A 17,032-nucleotide genomic window follows, 5' to 3' on the forward strand; every position below is an offset into this window, starting at 1 on the left:
CGGCGGGTCATCGGAAGGAACGAACATGGCTGACACCACGACCACCACCCCGGCCGCCACCGCGCCCCGCGCGATGACCTCCACCGCCGCGACCGGCGGCGTCACCGGCAAGACCGTCATCGACGACACCGTCGTGTCGAAGGTCGCCGGGATCGCCGCCCGCGAGGTCAACGGCGTGCACTCCCTCGGCAACGGCGCCGCGCGTGCCATCGGCGCCCTCCGCGACGCCATCGGCCAGCGCGACTTCGGTCAGGGCGTCAAGGTCGAGGTCGGCGAGAAGCAGGTCGCCGCGGACATCGTGATCGTCGCCGAGTACCCGGTCGCCCTCCAGCAGGTCGCCGACGGCGTCCGCGCTGGTGTGGCCCGTGCGCTCGAGCAGATCGTGGGCATGGAGGTCGCCGAGGTCAACGTGACCGTCCAGGACGTCTTCATCCCGGGCGACGACGACGACAAGGACGACGAGAAGAAGGAAGCGCGAGTCGCATGAGCAACACACTGATCGGCGCCCTCATCGGCGCAGTCCTCGCCGTCGTGGCGCTGCAGTTCGGCTTCTGGGGCTTCGTGCTCGTGGTCGTGTTCGGAGCGGTCGGGGCCCTCGTGGCCGCACTCGCCACCGGGCGCATCGACCGCGGTGCCCTGACCGACGTCCTGACCGGACGCCGGAGCTCCCGGTGAACGCCGGCCCGGACGTCCCGGGCCGCGTCGAGATCACTGCTCGTGCGCTGACCTCGCTGGCGCGGGCCGTCGCGGCCGAAGGGCTCGGCGCCCCCGCCAAGCGGGTGCGGGTCGGACTCGGCGACGCCTCGGGGGCACTGTCCCTCGACATCACCGGCCCGATCGCCGCGCACGACGACCTCGTCGCCCACGCGGGGCAGGTCGCCGACGCGGTCAAGGTCCGCGTCGGCGAACTCACCGGCCGCCGTGTCGGTAGCGCCCACATCGAACTGACGGGGATCGTGCGCGAGCGCGAGACCCGGATCCGCTAGGAGGCCATCATGAGCAACGGTTCCGTCGAACGACGCATCCGACGCCGGAGCGTGCACCGCTCCCGCTCGACCGCAGTGGCGGTGTCGCTCGTGGTGCTCGCCCTGGTGGCCGCCTGGATCGGCACCGAGTCCGTGCTGCGGGCGATCGGGCGACCTCCGCTCCTCGCCGACCCGCAGACCGCGGTCGACGCCGCACTCCGGCCGGACGCCGCGTTCGTCACGATCGCCGAGGTCATCGCCGTCGTGCTCGTGGTCCTCGGGGTCGTGCTCGTCGTCCTCGCCCTCAAGCCCGGTCGGCAGCACCGCTCGGTCGTCCAGCACGACCGCGGGGCCGTCATCATCGACACCCGCATCGTCGCCTCCACCGCGGCCAACGCGGCCGGATCGGCAGCGGGTGTCCCGGAGGGCAACGCCTCGGCCACCGCCCGTGGCCGCCGCACCGACGTCCGCGTCGTCCCGGTGACGGGCGTCCCCGTCGACGAGAGCGTCGTCCGCGATGCCGTCCGGGACCGCCTCAGCGGTCTCGACGAACGCTTCGGCCAGCGCGTCCGCGTCCGGGTCGAGGAGAAGGGAACCCTCGCATGACCAGGAGCAACCGGACCCTCAACCGGATCATCCTCTTCGTCCTCGGACTCGTCGCGATCGTGGTCGGCCTCGTCATCGGCGCGGGTGTCCTGCCCGCCGTCCGTGACGCCCTCGCCCCGTACGTCGACATCCCCCGACGCCTCGACGTCCCCGCGTCGTCGCTCTGGATCGTCGCCGGCGTCTGCCTCGTCGTCATCGTCCTCGCCCTCGTCTGGGCGACCACCCGAGGTGGGGGCGGCACGTCCGTCGCCGTCCGGGAGCGCACCGGCGACGACGCCGTGACCGTGAACGTCGCCCTCGTCCGTGACGTCGTCGAGCACGAGCTCGCCGGTGTCCGTGACGTCGTCGGCTCCCGGGTCGACACCTACCTCGTCCGTCGGCAGCGCGCCGCACGGATCCGGGTCGCCGTCCGACGGGGTGGCGACGCCGTCACCGCCCTCGAGGCCGTCGACCGTGCCGTCGCCGTGCTCGACCGGACCCTCGGTCGGCAGGTGCCCGTCCTGGTGCACCTGACCGGCGGAACCCGTTCGGCGCTCGCGAAGCCGACCCGCGTCCGCTGACAGCCGTCAGCCGGACGCAACACCGGGCCTCCCGGCCCACCTTCCTGGAACACCCACCGGGCGCATGCCCGACCGACGAAAGGACCCGTCATGGGACTCGACGACAAGATCAAGAACGCTGCGCAGGACCTCGCCGGCAAGGCGAAGGAAGCCGTCGGCAAGGCGACCGGTGACGACCACAAGGTCGCCGAGGGCAAGACGGACCAGGCCTCCGCGAGCGTCAAGCAGACCGGCGAGGACGTCAAGGACGTCTTCAAGAAGTAAGACCCTCGAACCGTGCCGGGGCACCCGCGAGTCGGGTGCCCCGGTGCGTTCCGGCGGAACCGAACGAGGAGGAACCATGCAGCACGACCCGAACGCGCACACGCAGGTCACCGAGGTGGCCCTGCCCGCGGAGCTCACGGAGCCGCTGCCCGACGACGCGAACACCGTGACGATCGTCGCGCGGACCGCGGCGGAGACCGCACTGGCCGTGCCCGGCGTGCACCACCTCGGCGGGATCGCCGCCCGAGCCGCCGACCAGCTGCGCAAGCAGCTCGGCCGGAGTGCGGGCACCGCCGGGGTCCAGGTCGACGAGGACGACGGCGCGCTCGGCGTGCAGGTCTCCGTCGTCGTCAGCTACCCGCACCCGGTGATCGCGGTCGCCGACGAGGTGCGCAAGCAGGTGTCCGCTGCCACGCGGCAGGTGTCGGACGTCCCGACGACCGTCGACGTCCGGGTGCTCGACGTGCACGGCCCGTTCGACGACGAGCCCTCCCCGCTCGGCCGCGCCGCCGAGGCGACGGGCGATGCCGTCACGCAGGCCGCGGCCGCCACGACCGACGCGGTCAAGCAGGCCGCGAACGCCACCGGAGACGCCGTCACGCAGGCCGCCGAGGCAACCCGCGACGCCACGAAGCGCGCCGCGACGGCCACCGCGGACGCGACGAAGCGCACCGCGGAGGCCACCGCCGACGTCACCCGCCGGGCGGCCGACGCGACGGCCGACGCCGCGAAGCACGTCGTCGACGGTGCTGCCGAGACCACCGACCGGGTGGGTGACGCCGCCGCCGGTGTCCTGGCCCGGTCGTCCGAGCTCGCCGCCGATGCAGCCGAGTCCGCGAAGGACGCCGCCGCAGGTGCCCGTGACGCGGTGACGCCCGCGACCCCCGCCGACCGTGCCGCAGCAGCGGCCGACGCTGCCGACGACGCAGCGGACGCAGCACAGGACGCCGCAGACGCGGCCGAGTCCGCAGCCCGCTCGGCCGAAGCCGTCGACCGGCAGGACCGACCGTGACGACCGCGTGGTCGGGCAACCGGCGGACGAAGGTCCGTCGGCCCCGCCCGCGCGGCGTCTGGATCGCGGGCGGGATCGGCGTCGTCCTGGTCGTCGGCACCGTGCTCGGCGTGTTCCTCCCCCTCGTCGGCTTCCTCGGTGGCATCACGGCCACCACGGCGGGCCTCGTGCCGTTCCCGTTCCTCCGTGTCACGGTCGCGGCACTGATCGGAGTCGTGGTCGTGCTCGCGCTGTTGCTCCTCGCGTTCACGCGTCGGCACACCACCACGGCCTCGATCGCCGTCGTCCTCGCGGTCCTGGTGAGCCTGGCCGTCACGGCCGTCCCGGTCGTGCTGGTCGCCGTGGGGTCCGCGGACCGTGCGGGCGACGTCTGGCCGATCGTCACCGAGCTCTGGCAACGCTTCACCGGCTGACGGACGCTCCCCACATCACCATCGGATCACGACACGCGGAACCCGCGGCGTGATCCGTGTCATGTTCGTCGTTCTCTCGACATTGTTCAGGTGAAGGGAGAACCGTGGACAACACCGCAGACGACGACGCCGGTCTCGTACGGCGCCTCGCGTCCGGGGACCGAGCAGCGCTCGCGACGGCGTTCGACCGCTTCGCCCCGACGCTCACCCGGTACGCGTGGGCGATCGCGGGCAGCCGCCAGGACGTCGAGGAACTCGTGCAGGACACGTTCCTGACCCTCTGGCAGCGTGCCGACGGGCTCCAGCTCCCGACGGGGACGCTCCTGCCGTGGCTGCTGGTCGTGTGCCGCAACCACGCGAAGAACCTCGCACGACGGAACGCGAAGCACGCCGACGACGAGCTCCCCGCCGAACTCGCCGCACCCGCGGACACCACCGAGGCGTCCGAGCAGCTCCGCTGGGTCCGCGACGAGATCGCCGCCCTGCCGGAGACCGACCGCCGGATCTGCGAACTCTGCCTCCTGCAGGGACACTCCTACGGCGAGGCCGCGCAGCTGCTCGGCCTCAGCGTCGGAGCGGTCACCCAGCGCGTCTCCCGATCTCGTCGACGACTGCGGAAGGCGGTGCGCCACGATGAACACTGAGCCTCCCGTGGGAGACGACCTGCAGCGCATGCTCGTCTCGATGAAGCAGAACGTCCTCGAGCGCGCCACCCCGCGTCCGAAGCGCCGCGGCCGCCGAGCCGGCATCGCGATCGGCATCGTCGGCGTGCTGTTGCTCGGTGCCGCCGGTGGCGGTGTCGCACTCGGCCTCATCCCGACCTCCCTCACCGCCGATCCCGCCCCAACGGCGACGACGACGCCGGAGCCGACGCAGACCGAGACGCCCTCGGGCGCCCCGGTCATCGGCCGACCGACGCCGACGCCGACCCCCACACCGACGTCGACCCGGCCGCCGTACTCCCTGTCGGACCCGGGCACGTGGACGATCTCCGGGGATGAGGTCGGGCCGATCGCGCTCGGCGGCCAGGACGCCGTCGAGACGGACGACCTGACGGGCGTCTTCACCGCCGACACCGGCTGCCTGAACCCGAACGTCACCTTCTGGGTGCCGGTCGATCCCGCCTCACCGTGGCTCACGGTCGTGCGAGCAGACGACGGGACCGTGCAGAGCATCCAGATCGGGAACGGTGCGCAGAACGAGGGGCAACGCGGCCCGACCACCGTGCAGGGGATCGGGGTCGGCAGCACACTCGCCGAGGTGCGCGCTGCGTTCCCGGACGCCCGCTACACGGAACCGGGGAACGACACGGACGCGGTCCCGTCGGACTCCCCGTACGGCGGCTGGACGACGACCATCAACGGCGTGTACGTGAGCTTCCGGGTTCCGCCCGTCAACGAAGAGCAACGGGTCGACGGCGTCTGGGTGAGCACGACCGACCAGGATCCGCCGACCGAGTTCTGCGGCTGACGCCGCGTGCCGGACTGGAGGCACGGATCACGCGGGCCGGTCGGCTCGCGTGATCCGTGCCTCCAGTCCGCTACCCTCGCGACGTGAAGCGTCTCTCGCCCGGCCAGCGCTGGGTCATCGGTCTCGGCACGTTCGCGATGGTCTGCCTCGTCGTGGGGATCGTCGCGATCGCCGTCGGCGTCGCCAACGGCAACGCGATGTGCGGACCCTTCGATGAGGACGGTGTCCTCGAGGCCTGCCCTGGTGACACCTCGGGCATCGTCTGGGGCAGCGTCCTCGGCGTCGTCGGGCTGCTCCACCTCGGCCTCACCGGGCTCGCTGGAGCGCTCGTGTGGACCTCGTCCCCGACGATCGGCCCGAAGCCGGTCGTGCGCCCCGCTCCCGTCGCCGGCGCCACGCACCGGGTGTTCTCATACGGGACGCTCCGGCAGCCGCTCGTGCAGGAGTCGCTGTTCGGCGACCACGTGCCGACCGAACCGGACGCCCTGCCGGGGTGGCGACTCGACTGGGTGACGATCACCGACCCGGACGTCATCCGGACGAGCGGCTCCGACCGGCACCCGATCCTGCGCCGGGGCACGCCGGAGGACCGCGTCGACGGCTCGTACCTCGTGCTCGGGTACGAGTGGCAACTGCGCGCGGTCGACGACTACGAGGTCGCGGACTACCAGCGGATCGAGGTCACCCTGGCGTCCGGCACGACCGCGTGGGTCTACGTGGCCGCCGAGGACGCCTGAGCTTCGCCGCCGCCGGCCGAGACTCGCGCCGGGCGGGGCGAGACTCGCGCTGAGCGACCGTTCTCGCGCTCGAGCGCCCGAGAACTGTCGCCCAGCGCGAGACTCGGGTCACGGGGCGCCAGCGCGCGGCCGCGTCAGCGCGCGGCCGCGGCCAGGCGCGCCAGGCCCTCGTCGATCGACACGGCGGGCGCCCACTGCAGGTCGTGCCGGGTCCGACGCTGGTCGAACCAGTGCGCCGTCGACAACTGCTCGGCGAGGAACCGCGTCATCGGCGGTTCGTCCTCCCCCGGTCGCACCCGCCACACGGCCTCGACGAGGGACCCGGCGACCCGTGCGACGCCGGCCGGCACGTGCACCCGCGGCGCCGGGACACCGGACGCGGTGCAGATGCCGGCGAGCAGGTCGCCCACGGGGCGGGGTTCACCGTTCGTCACGACGTACGCGTTCCCGTGCACGCCGTCGTCGGTGGCGTGCTCCAGAGCTGCCACCATCGCGGACGCCGCGTTGTCGACGTAGAGCGTGTCGATGAGCGCTGCGCCGGAGTCGAGCAGCGGCAACCGGCCCTTGCTCGCGCGGTCGACGATCCGGCCGACGAGCTGCGTGTCGCCCGGGCCCCACACCAGGTGCGGGCGGACCGCGACGACGGCGAACCCGGGGTCGTCCGCTCCGAGGGCGACGAGTTCGGCCGCGGCCTTCGTGCGGGCGTAGTCCCCCCGGGCATGCGCGGGTTCAGCGGGCCCGGCACCGGCGCCCACGAGGGACGAGCCGGTGTGCGCGACCGACGGCGAGGACACGAACACGAACCGGCCGACCCCCGCCGCACGGGCAGCCTCGACGAGGGTCCGGGTCCCGTCGACGTTCACGCGGACGAAGTCGGCGGGGTCGCCGGCGAGTGAGACCTTCGCGGCGAGGTGGACGACGGCGTCCGTGTCCGCCACAGCACGGGCGACCGCGGCACCGTCGGTCATCGAGCCGAGCACGTCCGACACCCCGGGTACCCCCGACGGACGGCGCTGGAAGGTCCGGACCTCGTGGCCGGCGTCCCGCACGGCAGCGGCGGTCGCCCGACCGAGGAAGCCGCTGGCGCCGGTGACGAGGACCCTCACGGCCGGGCCATCCGTCCACCCGACAGCACCGAGTCCGCCCACCGGGACAGCCGCGCCCGGTCGACCTTCGAGTTGTGCCGGATGTCGGTCGGCAGCACCGGCACGACGAGCACCGCGGCGAGCGGGATCCCCGCTGCGGAGCGGACGGCTGCGGCGACGTCGGGATCGGCGAGTGCGGGACGGCGGACGCGGCGGGGACCGGTGGTCTCCACGACCGCGACGGCCTGCTGGGTCCCACTCGGCCCGATGCCCGCGAGCCCCGCACGGCCGACACCGTCGACGCGCTCGATGCGCTGCTCGGGACCGACCGGCGTCACGACACCGTCCGGGGTGGTGAGCACGTGCTGCAGCCGACCCTCGACCCAGAGCCGACCGGAGTCGTCGAGGTGTCCGACGTCACCGGTGCGGTGCCCACGAGGGTCGTCCACGCCGAGCCGCGAGACCCGGTTCTGTCGCCAGAGCCGGTCGTAGCGCTCCCGGACGTGCGGCGCGGCCACCACGATCTCGCCGGTGACACCCGGCTCGTCCGTCAGCGCACCGGTCGGCTCACCGGACCCGTCGAGCGGCGCGATCCGGACCCGGACGTTCGCGGCAGGGACCCCGACGCAGATGCCCTCCTGGTCGGCGGCACCGGCGGCACGCACCCCGTCCAGGTCGACGTCGGTCATGAGCAGCCCCTCGGTCATGCCGTACGGGGTGTGTGCGCTGGCGTTCGGCATGAGCTCGGTCGCCGCGGTGAGCAGCGCGGCCGACACGGGAGCGCCCGCCGACAGGAACAGCCGCACCCGGCCGAGCGCCGCACGGTCCGCCTCGGTCAGCGCAGAGGCGGTGGCCACGACGTTCGCGAGCGCCGCGGGCGAGAGGAACACCACCGTCGCGTCGGCCGCCGTCACGGATGCGGCAACGGCCGTCGCCGTGAGGGTCCGCGGCGCGGTGACGTCCATGTCCGGCGCGACCGAACGGGCACCGAGCGCGGGGCCGAGCAGGGCGAAGGGGGCGAAGCCGGCGACGAGTCCGGTGCCGACACCGATGTCGTACTGGGTGGCCAGGGCGTCTCGGACGGCACCGAGCTGACCGTGCGTGTACACGACGCCCTTCGCCGGACCGGTCGAGCCCGACGTGAAGAGCACGGCGGCGGGCGCGTCGGACGACGGCGCCTCGGGCAGGGCGGCACCGTCAGCGAGGCGCCGGGCACCGCGACGGGCGACGTCGACGAGCGTGTGCTCCACCCGCAGTGCACGACGAGCGGGCGCGGGCAGCGCCACGGTCGCGATGCGCCGACCGGGCCAGCCGAGCGCGCGGGCGGCACCGAGACCCGGCAGCGCGCCGATGATCCAGTCGGGGCGGGCGCCGCGGACGGCACGGGTCAGCCCGCGCAGCCCCAGCCCGGCATCGGCCACGACGACGACCGCGCCGATCCGCACGCACGCGTACAGGACGGCCGTCAGGTCTGCGCCGGGGGTCACGAGCAACGAGACGCGGTCACCCGGTCGGACGCCGAGGTCGACGAGCCCTGCTGCGATCTCGTCCACCCGTCGGGCGAGGAGTCGCCACGACACGGTGCGGGGGCCGCCGGCGACGGCCATCTCGACGAGTGCTGCCTCGTCGCTGTCGCGCAGGTCGTCGAGTGCCGCCCAGAGCGGGCGGCTCGCGTCGGTACTGCTGTCGCCGTCGTCGGACTGGAGGCGCGGCTCGGCCCCGGCTGGCGTGTGGCCGTCCGGCAGGTGGTCGCCGAGCCAGTCGAACACCGTCCCGGCGACGTCGGCGTCGTCCGGCAGCAGGTGGCCGGCGCCCTCGAAGCGGTGGACGTCGGCGTGCGGCAGCCGCTCGGCGAGGTCGTCCAGGTACCGCTCGAGGAACACCGGGTCGCGCGGCCCCCACATGAGCAGCGCCGGGACCTCGAGCGCCGCGACCCCCGCGGCGATCCGGTCGAGCTCGGGCGCACTCGGGTGTGCCGCGTCGACGGGGATGTCCGCCACGAAGCCCCCCACGCCACCACGGCGGGCAGCACCGCGGTACGGCGCCCGGTACGCGTCGGCGACGGGACGGTCGAGCCGGGGATGCGCGATCGCGAGCGTCGTCTCGAGGAACGCCGGCGTCAGGACGGTCGCCCGACCGAGCAGCTGCGGCCGGAGTGCGAGCCGCAGGGGTGCGGGGATCTGGGCGTCGTCGGGTTGGTGCACGGCGGTGTTGCACGTCGTGACGCCCACCACGAGGTCCGGGTGGTCGACCGCCCACCCGAGCGACACCACGCCGCCCCAGTCGTGGCCGAGGGTGACGACCGGTCCGGTCAGTCCGAGTTCGTCGGTCAGGGCACCAAGGTCGGCGACGCGCTGCGGCAGCCCCCGCTGGACCCCGGTGCGCTCTGAGAAGCCCATGTCGAGCTGGTCGACCGCGACCACGCGCCAGGCGGGACCGCCGGCGGCGGCGACCTCGAGCGAGGTGCGGAGCACCGACCGCCACAGGTACGACCACGTCGGGTTGCCGTGCACGCACAGCAGCGTGCCGACCGGTTCCACGCCGAGCGCGGCCAGGGAGCCGGCCGTGTCGAGGAGGTGCCACGTGCGCTCGTGGCGATCCGTGCCTCCCGGACGATCTCCGGACCTTGCCGGCACCGTGACCAGACGCGACCACGCGGGGTCGAGCCCGGGCAGGGAGGGCGGCTGCGTCGCCGGAGCCGTGCTCGCGGCGACGCGGGGCAACCCCGCTGTCACCAGCGGAGTTCCATCATCGCCGTGTTGATGCCGGAGCCGACCCCACCGAGGAAGACCCGGTCGCCGGGGCGGATCGACCCGCGGGCGACCTCGTCGGCCAGGGTGATCGGTATCGACGCCGGGCCGACGTTGCCGAAGCGCTCGTACGTCGTGGGCACCTTGTCGCGCGGGACGCCGATGGCCTCGACGAAGGCGTTCGTGTGCACGTCGGAGACCTGGTGCAGCACGTACCGGTCCATGTCGGCCCAGTCGAAGTGCGCGCGGGCCTCGTTCCAGGCGGCGACGACGAGCTCCATGCCGCCCTTGAGCAGCATCTTGGCGTCCGTGAACATGCCGTCGACGCTGCCGACGCAGAGGTCGTACCACTGGGTCGCCGCGCGGGTGACGCCGCCGACGATCCGGTGTCCGCCCGGGTGCTGGTCCGCCGGGCCGAGCACGGCCGCGGCAGCGCCGGAGCCGAGCGTGAGGCTGGCGAACTCGCTCATGAAGTCCTTGCGGTTCCGGCCGCCCTGGTTGAGGCGCTCGATCGTGTTGAGCTGCACCTGGTCGGCGTCCTCGCCGTCCACCACGAGCGCGTACTTGATCTGACCGGAGTCGATCATGCCCGCAGCGACGCTCATCGCGTTGACGAACCCGAGGCACGCGTTCGCGATGTCGAAGTTGATCGCCGACGAGGGCAGACCGAGTCCGTGGTGCAGGCGCACGGCGACGCTCGGCTCCAGGTGCGGGCGCGTCACCGACGTGTTGATCAGGAGGCCGACGTCCTCCGGGCGGATGCCCGCCTCGGCCATGGCGCGGCGACCGGCGTCGATGGCGGCGTCCTGGAAGGACTGCCCCTCACCCCAGTTGCGGCGCTCCTTGACCCCGGCCACGCGTTCGAGCAGACCCATCGGCAGGCGCAGGCGGCGGAGCACGCCGCGGAGCTTCTCCTCGATGTCGGCCGAGGTGGTCACGCGCTCGGCCACGGTGGTCGCGACGGAGAGCAGCGCGACGTTGTCGTGCTTGGCCGTGGCGTTGCCGGGCCGTTCCGTTTCGCTGCTCGTCGCCTGGTCGACCGGCCGTTCCGTCATGATCGTCACCGACACATACTTCCGCATCCGGCCTGGGTACGCGATCCGGATGCGCTGTACGGCGGGTTCACGCCTCGGTCTGGCGGGGTTCCTTCGGCAGTTTCCGGAGCTTGGCGCGGCGCTTGCGGCGCTCCGGGATCATCGACCGCATCTCCTCGAGCTTGCCGAAGCACAGGAGCCGGTCGCCCGGTTCCAGTGCGACGCCGCTCCGCGGGTTCGGGATCACGCCCGAGCCGCGGTGCAGCGTGAGGACCGTGATGTCGCGGTCCCAGAGACCCGATTCCTTGATGGTCTTGCCCACGAGGTCCGCGTTGGTGTGCACGAGCAGCTCGGCGACGCCGTACCCGGTCGACACCGACAGCCGCTGCCGGACGTCGATCTCCGGGAACGCGACCTGGTTCGCGATGAAGTCGATGATCGCGCCGGCGATGTCGAGGCCCGTGGCGCGCTCGATGCCCTCGAGCCCCGGTGACGAGTTGACCTCCATCACGAGGGGTCCCTCGTTGCCCTCGAGCATGTCGACGCCGGCGACCCGCAGGCCCATGATCTGCGCCGAACGGACGGCGGCCTCTTCGTACTCGGGCGTCAGGGTGACCTGCTCGACCGTCCCACCGCGGTGCACGTTCGACCGGAACTCGTCACCGGACGCACTCCGACGCATCGCGGCCACCACCCGGTCACCGACGACGAGCGCCCGGATGTCCTTGCCGCGGCTCTCCGAGATGAAGCTCTGGATGAGGACGTTCTGCTTCGTCGAGTGCAGCGTCTCGACGATCGACTCGGCGACCTTCGCCTCGGGCGCGAGGATCACGCCGATGCCCTGCGTGCCCTCGAGCAGCTTGATCACGACGGGCGCTCCGCCGACGCGCTCGATCGCCCCACGGACGTCGGCGCGGCCGTTCACGAACGTCGTCGCGGGCATGCCGATGTCGTGGCGGGACAGGATCTGGTTCGCCCGGAGCTTGTCGCGGGAGTTCGTGATGCCGTTCGCGGTGTTCGGCGTGTACACGTCCATCTGCTCGAACTGCCGGACCACCGCGGTGCCGTAGTAGGTGATCGAGTTGCCGATGCGCGGCAGGACGGCGTCGTAGTCGGAGAGCAGCTTCCCCCGGTACTGCAGGTCGGGGTCGTCCCCGGTCAGGTCGATCGCGAACCGCAGGGTGTTCAGCACCTTGACCTCGTGCCCGCGGTCGATCGCGGCGGCCCGCAGGCGCTCCGTCGAGTACGCGTGCGGGGCACGCGACAGGATGGCGAGTTTCATCGGGGGTGCTCCGCTGGGTGATCGGTATCGACGGCGACGCTCCATCAAAGCATGCGGACGACCGGTCCGAGCATGCGACAGGATGGGCACATGGCCCGAACACCGAAGTCCCCGAACGGCGGTCTCGTCGTCGCCGGGTGGCGGGAGTGGGCGGCGCTGCCGGACCTCGACATCCCCTGGATCAAGGTCAAGCTCGACACCGGCGCCCGCAGCTCGGCGCTGCACGCCTTCGACCTCGAGGAACTCCCCGGAGACCGCGTCCGGTTCTCGGTGCACCCCTGGCAGGACACCGATGCCGACGCCGTCACGATCGAGTGCGACGTGCACGATCGACGCATCGTCCGGAGCTCGACCGGCCACACCCAGGAGCGGATCGTCGTCCTCACGAAGATGACCCTCGCCGGGCGTGTCTTCGACGCCGAGGTCACGCTGAGCAACCGCGACCAGATGGGCTTCCGGATGCTCGTCGGCCGCGAGGCCCTGCGCCAGGGGTTCCTCGTCGACCCAGCTCGGTCGTTCATGGCCGGTCGGGCGCCGAAGGAGGTCCGGCGCCGCAACCGCGGGCGCGCGTAGGGGTACTCGGTCGATTCGGGCGTACCTGGTCAGTTGTTCTGTCCTGTTACGCCCGATCCGACCAGCCATCGCGGGCGTTCTGGGAAAGCTCGGGCACAGAGTCAGGCGTGCAGGTGGCGCGCGAGGAAGGCGAGCTGCTGCGGTGCGAGCCGCCGCCAGTAGGCCGTCGTGTGCCCGCCCGGTTCGAACCCACCGGCCGGTGCGGTCGCGAAGCCGTCGACGTACGTGCGGACCGCCGGCTCGAAGCCGTCGCCGGTGCCGCAGTCGACCCGGACCGCGATGCCGTCGAGCGACCGTTGCCGTCCGATGACCGTGTTCGCCCGGAAGTCCGCCGCGTCGTCGAACGCACCGCGCGCGGTGTCGCCCGCCGACGTCCAGAGCGCGGGGCTGATCGCGGAGACCGCGCGCACCCGCGCCGTGCCGAGGACGCCGGCGAGGTGGAGCGCGCCGTACCCGCCCATCGAGTACCCGGTGAACGCGAGCCGCGCGGTGTCGAACCCGCGACGCGCGAGCAGCGGGAGGAACTCGTCGACGACCATCGCGCCGGGGTCGTCGCCGTCCGCCCGTCGGTGCCAGTAGCGGTTGCCGCCGTCGACGGCCGCGATCGCGAAGGGCACGCCGCCGGCGGCCACGTGCGCGGCGAGGAACCGGTCGTAGCCGAGGTGGGAGCCGAAGAAGTCCGTGTGGTCGTCGCCGTAGCCGTGCAGGGCGACCGCGATCGGCAGGGGCCCGTCTGCCTCGGGCGCGGCGATGGTCCAGCCGACGGTCTCACCCCGCCGTGCGGACGAGACGAACGATCCCGAGGTCGACGGGACGGGGTCGACGTCGGGAACGGTGCCGGCCGGGCCGTCGAGCCCGAGCACCCGGTACATCGTCGACCGGCCGGGCAGGAGGCGCAGGTTCACGGCCTCGGCTGCGGCACCCGCGACCACCACGGCGGCACCACCGACGACGAGCGACCGGCGCGTGATCCGGGCCGCGCGCGAGCCGGTCATGCGAGGGGCACCGTGCCGTCCGAGGTCACGCGCTTCATCACGAGGGTCGAGGAGATCCGCTGCACACCGGGCAAGGTACCGAGTTCGGTGTCGTAGAACTCCTGGTACGCGGCGAGGTCACGTGTGAGGACGCGCAGGAGGTAGTCCGGGTCACCGAACAGCCGCTGCGCCTCGACCACGTTCGGCATCGCCCGGACCCGCTCCTCGAACCCGCCGATCGTCTCGAGGTCCGTCCGCCCGAGCGTGGCGAAGACGATCGCCTCGAAGTGCAGCCCCACGGCCTCCGGTGAGACGACGGCGCGGTACCGCTCGATGGCTCCGGACTGCTCGAGTGCCTTGAGCCGACGGTGGCAGGACGACAGGCTCAGTCCGACCTCGGACGCCAGGTCGGTGGCACTCATCCGGCCGTCGTGCTGCAGCAGTGAGAGGATCTCCCGGTCAAGTGCATCCATGGCGGCAATCATTGCAGAGCAAGCGGGTGTCGCGCGGAAGAACCGGAGCACATTCCAGCCGATTGTCCGTAGCGTCTCGGGCTGTGGACCTGACCCTCATGCTGCAGTTCTGGACGGTGGCGCTCCTGCTCGCCCTGACCCCAGGGGCCGACTGGGCGTACGCCATCGCGGCGGGTCTCCAGCCGCGGTCCGTGGTGCCCTCCATCCTCGGCATGGTGAGCGGCTACGTGGTCGTCGTCGTGGTGGTGGCGCTCGGGATCGGCGCCCTGGTGACGGAGTACCCGGCGGCCCTCACGGTCCTGACGCTGGCGGGAGCGGCGTACCTGCTGTACCTCGGCGTCAGCACGCTGTCCGCGCGGACCGGCACCGTGGTGGCGGCGAGTGACCGGCCGCTCGGGACGAGTGCGCGGTCGCGGTTCCTCCGCGGCGCCGGGGTGAGCGGCATCAACCCGAAGGGCGTGCTGCTGCTCCTCGCGCTCCTGCCTCAGTTCGTGTCGCCCGGGGGCTGGCCGGCTCCGGTGCAGATGGGCGTCCTCGGCAGCCTGCACCTGATCGACTGCGCGGTCGTCTACCTGCTCGTCGCCCTGGCCGCACGTCGGATCCTGCGGTCGCGTCCGCGGGCGAGTGTCGTCGTGACGAAGGTGTCGGGTGTGCTGATGGTGCTCATCGGCCTCGGGCTGCTTGCCGAGCAGGTGCTCCCGCACCTCCACTGAGCGGAGCGCCAGCACCATCAGCGGCACCGAGCAGGGCGTCGGCGATGGACCGCGCCGCGCCGGTCCCGAGGCCCGGGTCACGCAGACGCATCGCGAGGTACCCGGACACGACGAGCAGCAGCTGGTCGGCGAACGCCGCGGACCGGGCGCCGACCACGGGCACCGCGAGTTCGGCCAGGCGGCGACGCAGGGTTCCCGTCTCCAGGTCGAGCACCGCGCGCACGCCCTCCGGGGCGTCGACGTACTCGGCCGCCGTCCCGAGGAACGCACACCACCGCGACCCGGCCGGGGTCGAACGGTAGGCGTCGAGTGCGTCGAACACGGCGAGCAACCTCCCCCGGTCGTCGTGCGCTGCGGCGACGGCGGCGTCCCACGTGGCGAGCCAGTCGTCGTGCCGCCGTCCGAGTGCCGCTGCGACGAGGGCCTCCTTGCTGGCGTACCCGCGGTAGAGCGTGGCGCTGGAGATCCCCGCCCGCTCGAGCACGGCGTCGATCGGTGTCGCGGCGATGCCCCGGGTGAAGAAGAGTTCCTCGGCGGCGTCGAGGAGCTTCTGCTCGGTTCCTGGACGCATCGCCATGAGAGCACCCTAGGCTCTCAAAAGTGAAACGATCGTTTTTGTTGCGACAGCGTGTCCTGGTCGCGAGTGGACTCGGGCTCATCGCCGCGACCTACGGGCTCGTCCGGCTGGCGTACGGACTGTTCCTGCCCGACGTGCAGCGCGACCTCGGGCTGTCCTCCGGCGCCGCCGGGTGGATCTCGTCCGGAGCGTCGGTGCTCTACTGCGTCGGCGCGCTCGTCGGCTTCGTCCTCGCCGCGAGGGCGCCGCGGGCCCTGGTGCTCGCGGCCGCGCTCGTCGCCGGGGCCGGAGCACTCGGGATGGCGGCCGCTCCGGGCACGATGGTGTTCGGGGCGGCCTCGGTGCTCGGGTCTGCGGGCGCGGGACTGGCCTCGCCCGCACTCGTGCGGCTCGTCGCCGAACAGGTGCCGGACGCCGCGCAGGGTCGAGCACAGTCGATCGTCAACGCGGGCACCGGGCCCGGGCTGGTGGGCGCGGGGGTGCTCGCGCTCGTGCTCCTGCCGGACTGGCGTGCGGCGTGGGCGGTCTCGGGGGTGTTCGCGCTGGCGGTCGGCGGCGTCCTGCTCGCGGCGAGCCACGGCCGCGGCGGCGGTGGCGGTGGCGGTGGCGGTGGCGGTGGCGGTGGACGCACCCGGCACGCGGCATCCGCGAGACGCCCGGACCGCAGATGGACGCGAGCGCACCGCGGGGTGGTCGGCCTCGCCCTGCTGTTCGGCGCGGGTTCGGCGGTCGTCTGGACGTACGGTCGCTCGGCCCTGGTCGACGCCGGAGCGCCGGTCGCCGTCTCCGTCTCGGCGTGGATCGCGCTCGGCATCGGCGGTGCGGCCGTGGTGCTGACGGCACGGTGGACGAGCCGGCTCCGTGCGGCGACGGCCTGGACCGCCACGACGGGTGCCGTGGCGGTGGCCGTCGTCGTCCTCGGCGTCTGGCCGCAGTCGACCGTGGCCGCGCTGGTGGCGTGCGCGGTCTTCGGCTGGGGCTACACCGCGGCGACCGGAGCGCTGATCACCTGGACGACCGAGATCGATGCAGACCGGTCGTCGGCGGGCACCTCGGTGCTCTTCGTGGCGCTGGTGCTCGGTCAGGCCGCGGGCGCTGCGCTCGCGGGAGTGCTCGTCGGATCGGCCGGCACCGTCGTGGCGTTCGTGGCCGGGGCCGTGGTGACCGTGGTCAGCGCCGCGCTCGGGCCGGTCGTCAGAGGATCGGCCGCAGCTCGATCTTCCGGTTGCACGCCACCGACGCCTCGTTCGCGACGCGCAGGGCGGTCTCGGCATCCGGCAGCTCCATGACCCAGAAGCCGGCGACGAACTCCGCGGGGTCGCCGAGCAACCCCGGCGTCCTGGTCGCTTCGCCACCGCGGGCGTCGACCACGACGGCGTCGGCGGGAGCGGACACCCCGGCCGCGATGACGACCGCGTCCCCGAGGCGCTGGTTGAGCGCGTCGACCGCGTCCATCTCGGCCCGGGAGGCGGACTCGGTCCGACCGGCGGCCTCGGCCTGCCCGTCGTCGATGACGTTGACGAGGAACTGCATGGTCTCTCCCC

At 73.0% G+C, this 17,032-nt stretch carries 22 protein-coding genes; 14 read left to right on the forward strand and 8 right to left on the reverse strand.

The genetic code is table 11. The features are described from left to right. Positions 1-73: 73 nt before the first annotated feature. From CRP27_RS08450 to CRP27_RS08500, 11 genes are all read left to right on the forward strand, one after another. On the forward strand, positions 74-487 hold the full coding sequence (locus CRP27_RS08450) for an Asp23/Gls24 family envelope stress response protein (protein WP_255257512.1): 414 nt from the start codon (positions 74-76) through the stop codon (positions 485-487). After that, the gene (locus tag CRP27_RS08455) at positions 484-675 is read left to right on the forward strand and encodes a DUF2273 domain-containing protein (protein WP_079236972.1); all 192 of its coding nucleotides are present in this window, start codon (positions 484-486) and stop codon (positions 673-675) included. Before CRP27_RS08450 ends, CRP27_RS08455 begins: the two co-directional genes overlap by 4 nt. Further along, positions 672-986: a hypothetical protein gene (locus CRP27_RS08460; RefSeq protein ID WP_097180207.1), complete on the forward strand. Its 315-nt coding sequence runs from the start codon at positions 672-674 to the stop codon at positions 984-986. The genes CRP27_RS08455 and CRP27_RS08460 overlap by 4 nt, the downstream gene beginning before the upstream one ends. Before the next feature lie 9 nt (positions 987-995). Next, complete coding sequence (locus CRP27_RS08465; protein WP_097180208.1) at positions 996-1,571, forward strand: DUF6286 domain-containing protein; 576 nt, start codon at positions 996-998, stop codon at positions 1,569-1,571. Continuing rightward, positions 1,568-2,131 carry an FtsX-like permease family protein gene (locus CRP27_RS08470; protein ID WP_097180209.1) on the forward strand — a complete coding sequence of 188 codons (564 nt, stop codon included), beginning with the start codon at positions 1,568-1,570 and terminating at the stop codon, positions 2,129-2,131. The genes CRP27_RS08465 and CRP27_RS08470 overlap by 4 nt, the downstream gene beginning before the upstream one ends. A gap of 90 nt (positions 2,132-2,221) precedes the next feature. After that, positions 2,222-2,395: a CsbD family protein gene (locus CRP27_RS08475; protein ID WP_097180210.1), complete on the forward strand. Its 174-nt coding sequence runs from the start codon at positions 2,222-2,224 to the stop codon at positions 2,393-2,395. Positions 2,396-2,471: 76 nt separating this feature from the next. Then, positions 2,472-3,407 (forward strand): Asp23/Gls24 family envelope stress response protein, encoded by a 936-nt coding sequence (locus tag CRP27_RS08480; RefSeq protein ID WP_097180211.1) that lies wholly within the window; start codon positions 2,472-2,474, stop codon positions 3,405-3,407. Next, on the forward strand, positions 3,404-3,820 hold the full coding sequence (locus CRP27_RS08485; RefSeq protein WP_097180212.1) for an MFS transporter permease: 417 nt from the start codon (positions 3,404-3,406) through the stop codon (positions 3,818-3,820). Before CRP27_RS08480 ends, CRP27_RS08485 begins: the two co-directional genes overlap by 4 nt. Positions 3,821-3,924: 104 nt before the next feature. Beyond that, positions 3,925-4,464, forward strand: a complete 540-nt coding sequence (locus CRP27_RS08490; protein WP_097180213.1) for an RNA polymerase sigma factor — start codon at positions 3,925-3,927, stop codon at positions 4,462-4,464. After that, entirely contained in the window at positions 4,454-5,290 is an 837-nt protein-coding gene (locus CRP27_RS08495; RefSeq protein ID WP_217990710.1) for a hypothetical protein, read from the forward strand. The genes CRP27_RS08490 and CRP27_RS08495 overlap by 11 nt, the downstream gene beginning before the upstream one ends. Before the next feature lie 83 nt (positions 5,291-5,373). Continuing rightward, positions 5,374-6,027 (forward strand): gamma-glutamylcyclotransferase family protein, encoded by a 654-nt coding sequence (locus CRP27_RS08500; protein ID WP_255257493.1) that lies wholly within the window; start codon positions 5,374-5,376, stop codon positions 6,025-6,027. A gap of 134 nt (positions 6,028-6,161) precedes the next feature. Here the strand turns inward: CRP27_RS08500 and CRP27_RS08505 are convergent, their stop codons facing one another. From CRP27_RS08505 to rimK, 4 genes are all read right to left on the reverse strand, one after another. Then, positions 6,162-7,133 (reverse strand): NAD(P)-dependent oxidoreductase, encoded by a 972-nt coding sequence (locus CRP27_RS08505; RefSeq protein WP_097180379.1) that lies wholly within the window; start codon positions 7,131-7,133, stop codon positions 6,162-6,164. Further along, positions 7,130-9,847 (reverse strand): alpha/beta fold hydrolase, encoded by a 2,718-nt coding sequence (locus tag CRP27_RS08510; protein ID WP_255257494.1) that lies wholly within the window; start codon positions 9,845-9,847, stop codon positions 7,130-7,132. Before CRP27_RS08510 ends, CRP27_RS08505 begins: the two co-directional genes overlap by 4 nt. Then, positions 9,844-10,917 (reverse strand): 3-oxoacyl-ACP synthase III, encoded by a 1,074-nt coding sequence (locus tag CRP27_RS08515; RefSeq protein WP_097180380.1) that lies wholly within the window; start codon positions 10,915-10,917, stop codon positions 9,844-9,846. The genes CRP27_RS08510 and CRP27_RS08515 overlap by 4 nt, the downstream gene beginning before the upstream one ends. A gap of 67 nt (positions 10,918-10,984) precedes the next feature. Next, positions 10,985-12,178: a 30S ribosomal protein S6--L-glutamate ligase gene (gene rimK / locus CRP27_RS08520; protein ID WP_097180216.1), complete on the reverse strand. Its 1,194-nt coding sequence runs from the start codon at positions 12,176-12,178 to the stop codon at positions 10,985-10,987. A gap of 90 nt (positions 12,179-12,268) precedes the next feature. Between rimK and CRP27_RS08525 the strand changes: the two genes are divergently transcribed. Further along, positions 12,269-12,751: a RimK/LysX family protein gene (locus tag CRP27_RS08525; protein WP_097180217.1), complete on the forward strand. Its 483-nt coding sequence runs from the start codon at positions 12,269-12,271 to the stop codon at positions 12,749-12,751. A 101-nt stretch (positions 12,752-12,852) separates the two neighbouring features. Here CRP27_RS08525 and CRP27_RS08530 read toward each other — a convergent pair whose 3' ends face one another. Both CRP27_RS08530 and CRP27_RS08535 read right to left on the reverse strand, forming a co-directional pair. After that, a complete protein-coding gene (locus CRP27_RS08530; protein WP_097180218.1) occupies positions 12,853-13,746 on the reverse strand; it encodes an alpha/beta hydrolase family protein in 894 nt (297 codons plus the stop codon). Continuing rightward, the gene (locus CRP27_RS08535; RefSeq protein WP_079236983.1) at positions 13,743-14,198 is read right to left on the reverse strand and encodes an Lrp/AsnC family transcriptional regulator; all 456 of its coding nucleotides are present in this window, start codon (positions 14,196-14,198) and stop codon (positions 13,743-13,745) included. Before CRP27_RS08535 ends, CRP27_RS08530 begins: the two co-directional genes overlap by 4 nt. 83 nt (positions 14,199-14,281) lie before the next feature. Between CRP27_RS08535 and CRP27_RS08540 the strand changes: the two genes are divergently transcribed. Then, the gene (locus CRP27_RS08540; protein ID WP_097180219.1) at positions 14,282-14,911 is read left to right on the forward strand and encodes a LysE family translocator; all 630 of its coding nucleotides are present in this window, start codon (positions 14,282-14,284) and stop codon (positions 14,909-14,911) included. Here CRP27_RS08540 and CRP27_RS08545 read toward each other — a convergent pair. Then, positions 14,862-15,488, reverse strand: coding sequence for a TetR/AcrR family transcriptional regulator (locus CRP27_RS08545; RefSeq protein ID WP_097180220.1), 627 nt, complete (start codon positions 15,486-15,488; stop codon positions 14,862-14,864). The genes CRP27_RS08540 and CRP27_RS08545 overlap by 50 nt on opposite strands. Positions 15,489-15,526: 38 nt before the next feature. Here CRP27_RS08545 and CRP27_RS08550 point away from each other — a divergent pair, with 38 nt between their 5' ends. Next, a complete protein-coding gene (locus CRP27_RS08550; RefSeq protein ID WP_176505520.1) occupies positions 15,527-16,777 on the forward strand; it encodes an MFS transporter in 1,251 nt (416 codons plus the stop codon). On the opposite strand, the gene CRP27_RS08555 is transcribed toward CRP27_RS08550, so the two are convergent. Next, complete coding sequence (locus tag CRP27_RS08555; RefSeq protein ID WP_097180222.1) at positions 16,683-17,021, reverse strand: YciI family protein; 339 nt, start codon at positions 17,019-17,021, stop codon at positions 16,683-16,685. The genes CRP27_RS08550 and CRP27_RS08555 overlap by 95 nt on opposite strands. Positions 17,022-17,032: the final 11 nt, after the last annotated feature.

The organism is Curtobacterium sp. 314Chir4.1 (genome assembly GCF_900215175.1).
In the GTDB taxonomy this organism is placed as follows: Bacteria; Actinomycetota; Actinomycetes; order Actinomycetales; family Microbacteriaceae; genus Curtobacterium; species Curtobacterium pusillum_A.

Excerpts from the sequence above, each read along its gene's own strand:
- CRP27_RS08535 (WP_079236983.1), bottom strand. The coding sequence starts at position 14,198 with ATGGATGCACTTGACCGGGAGATCCTCTCACTGCTGCAGCACGACGGC.
- CRP27_RS08480 (WP_097180211.1), top strand. The coding sequence starts at position 2,472 with ATGCAGCACGACCCGAACGCGCACACGCAGGTCACCGAGGTGGCCCTG.
- CRP27_RS08470 (WP_097180209.1), top strand. The coding sequence starts at position 1,568 with ATGACCAGGAGCAACCGGACCCTCAACCGGATCATCCTCTTCGTCCTC.
- CRP27_RS08555 (WP_097180222.1), bottom strand. The coding sequence starts at position 17,021 with ATGCAGTTCCTCGTCAACGTCATCGACGACGGGCAGGCCGAGGCCGCC.
- CRP27_RS08525 (WP_097180217.1), top strand. The coding sequence starts at position 12,269 with ATGGCCCGAACACCGAAGTCCCCGAACGGCGGTCTCGTCGTCGCCGGG.
- CRP27_RS08530 (WP_097180218.1), bottom strand. The coding sequence starts at position 13,746 with ATGACCGGCTCGCGCGCGGCCCGGATCACGCGCCGGTCGCTCGTCGTC.
- CRP27_RS08515 (WP_097180380.1), bottom strand. The coding sequence starts at position 10,917 with ATGACGGAACGGCCGGTCGACCAGGCGACGAGCAGCGAAACGGAACGG.
- CRP27_RS08495 (WP_217990710.1), top strand. The coding sequence starts at position 4,454 with ATGAACACTGAGCCTCCCGTGGGAGACGACCTGCAGCGCATGCTCGTC.
- CRP27_RS08465 (WP_097180208.1), top strand. The coding sequence starts at position 996 with ATGAGCAACGGTTCCGTCGAACGACGCATCCGACGCCGGAGCGTGCAC.
- rimK (WP_097180216.1), bottom strand. The coding sequence starts at position 12,178 with ATGAAACTCGCCATCCTGTCGCGTGCCCCGCACGCGTACTCGACGGAG.
- CRP27_RS08455 (WP_079236972.1), top strand. The coding sequence starts at position 484 with ATGAGCAACACACTGATCGGCGCCCTCATCGGCGCAGTCCTCGCCGTC.
- CRP27_RS08475 (WP_097180210.1), top strand. The coding sequence starts at position 2,222 with ATGGGACTCGACGACAAGATCAAGAACGCTGCGCAGGACCTCGCCGGC.
- CRP27_RS08450 (WP_255257512.1), top strand. The coding sequence starts at position 74 with ATGACCTCCACCGCCGCGACCGGCGGCGTCACCGGCAAGACCGTCATC.
- CRP27_RS08545 (WP_097180220.1), bottom strand. The coding sequence starts at position 15,488 with ATGGCGATGCGTCCAGGAACCGAGCAGAAGCTCCTCGACGCCGCCGAG.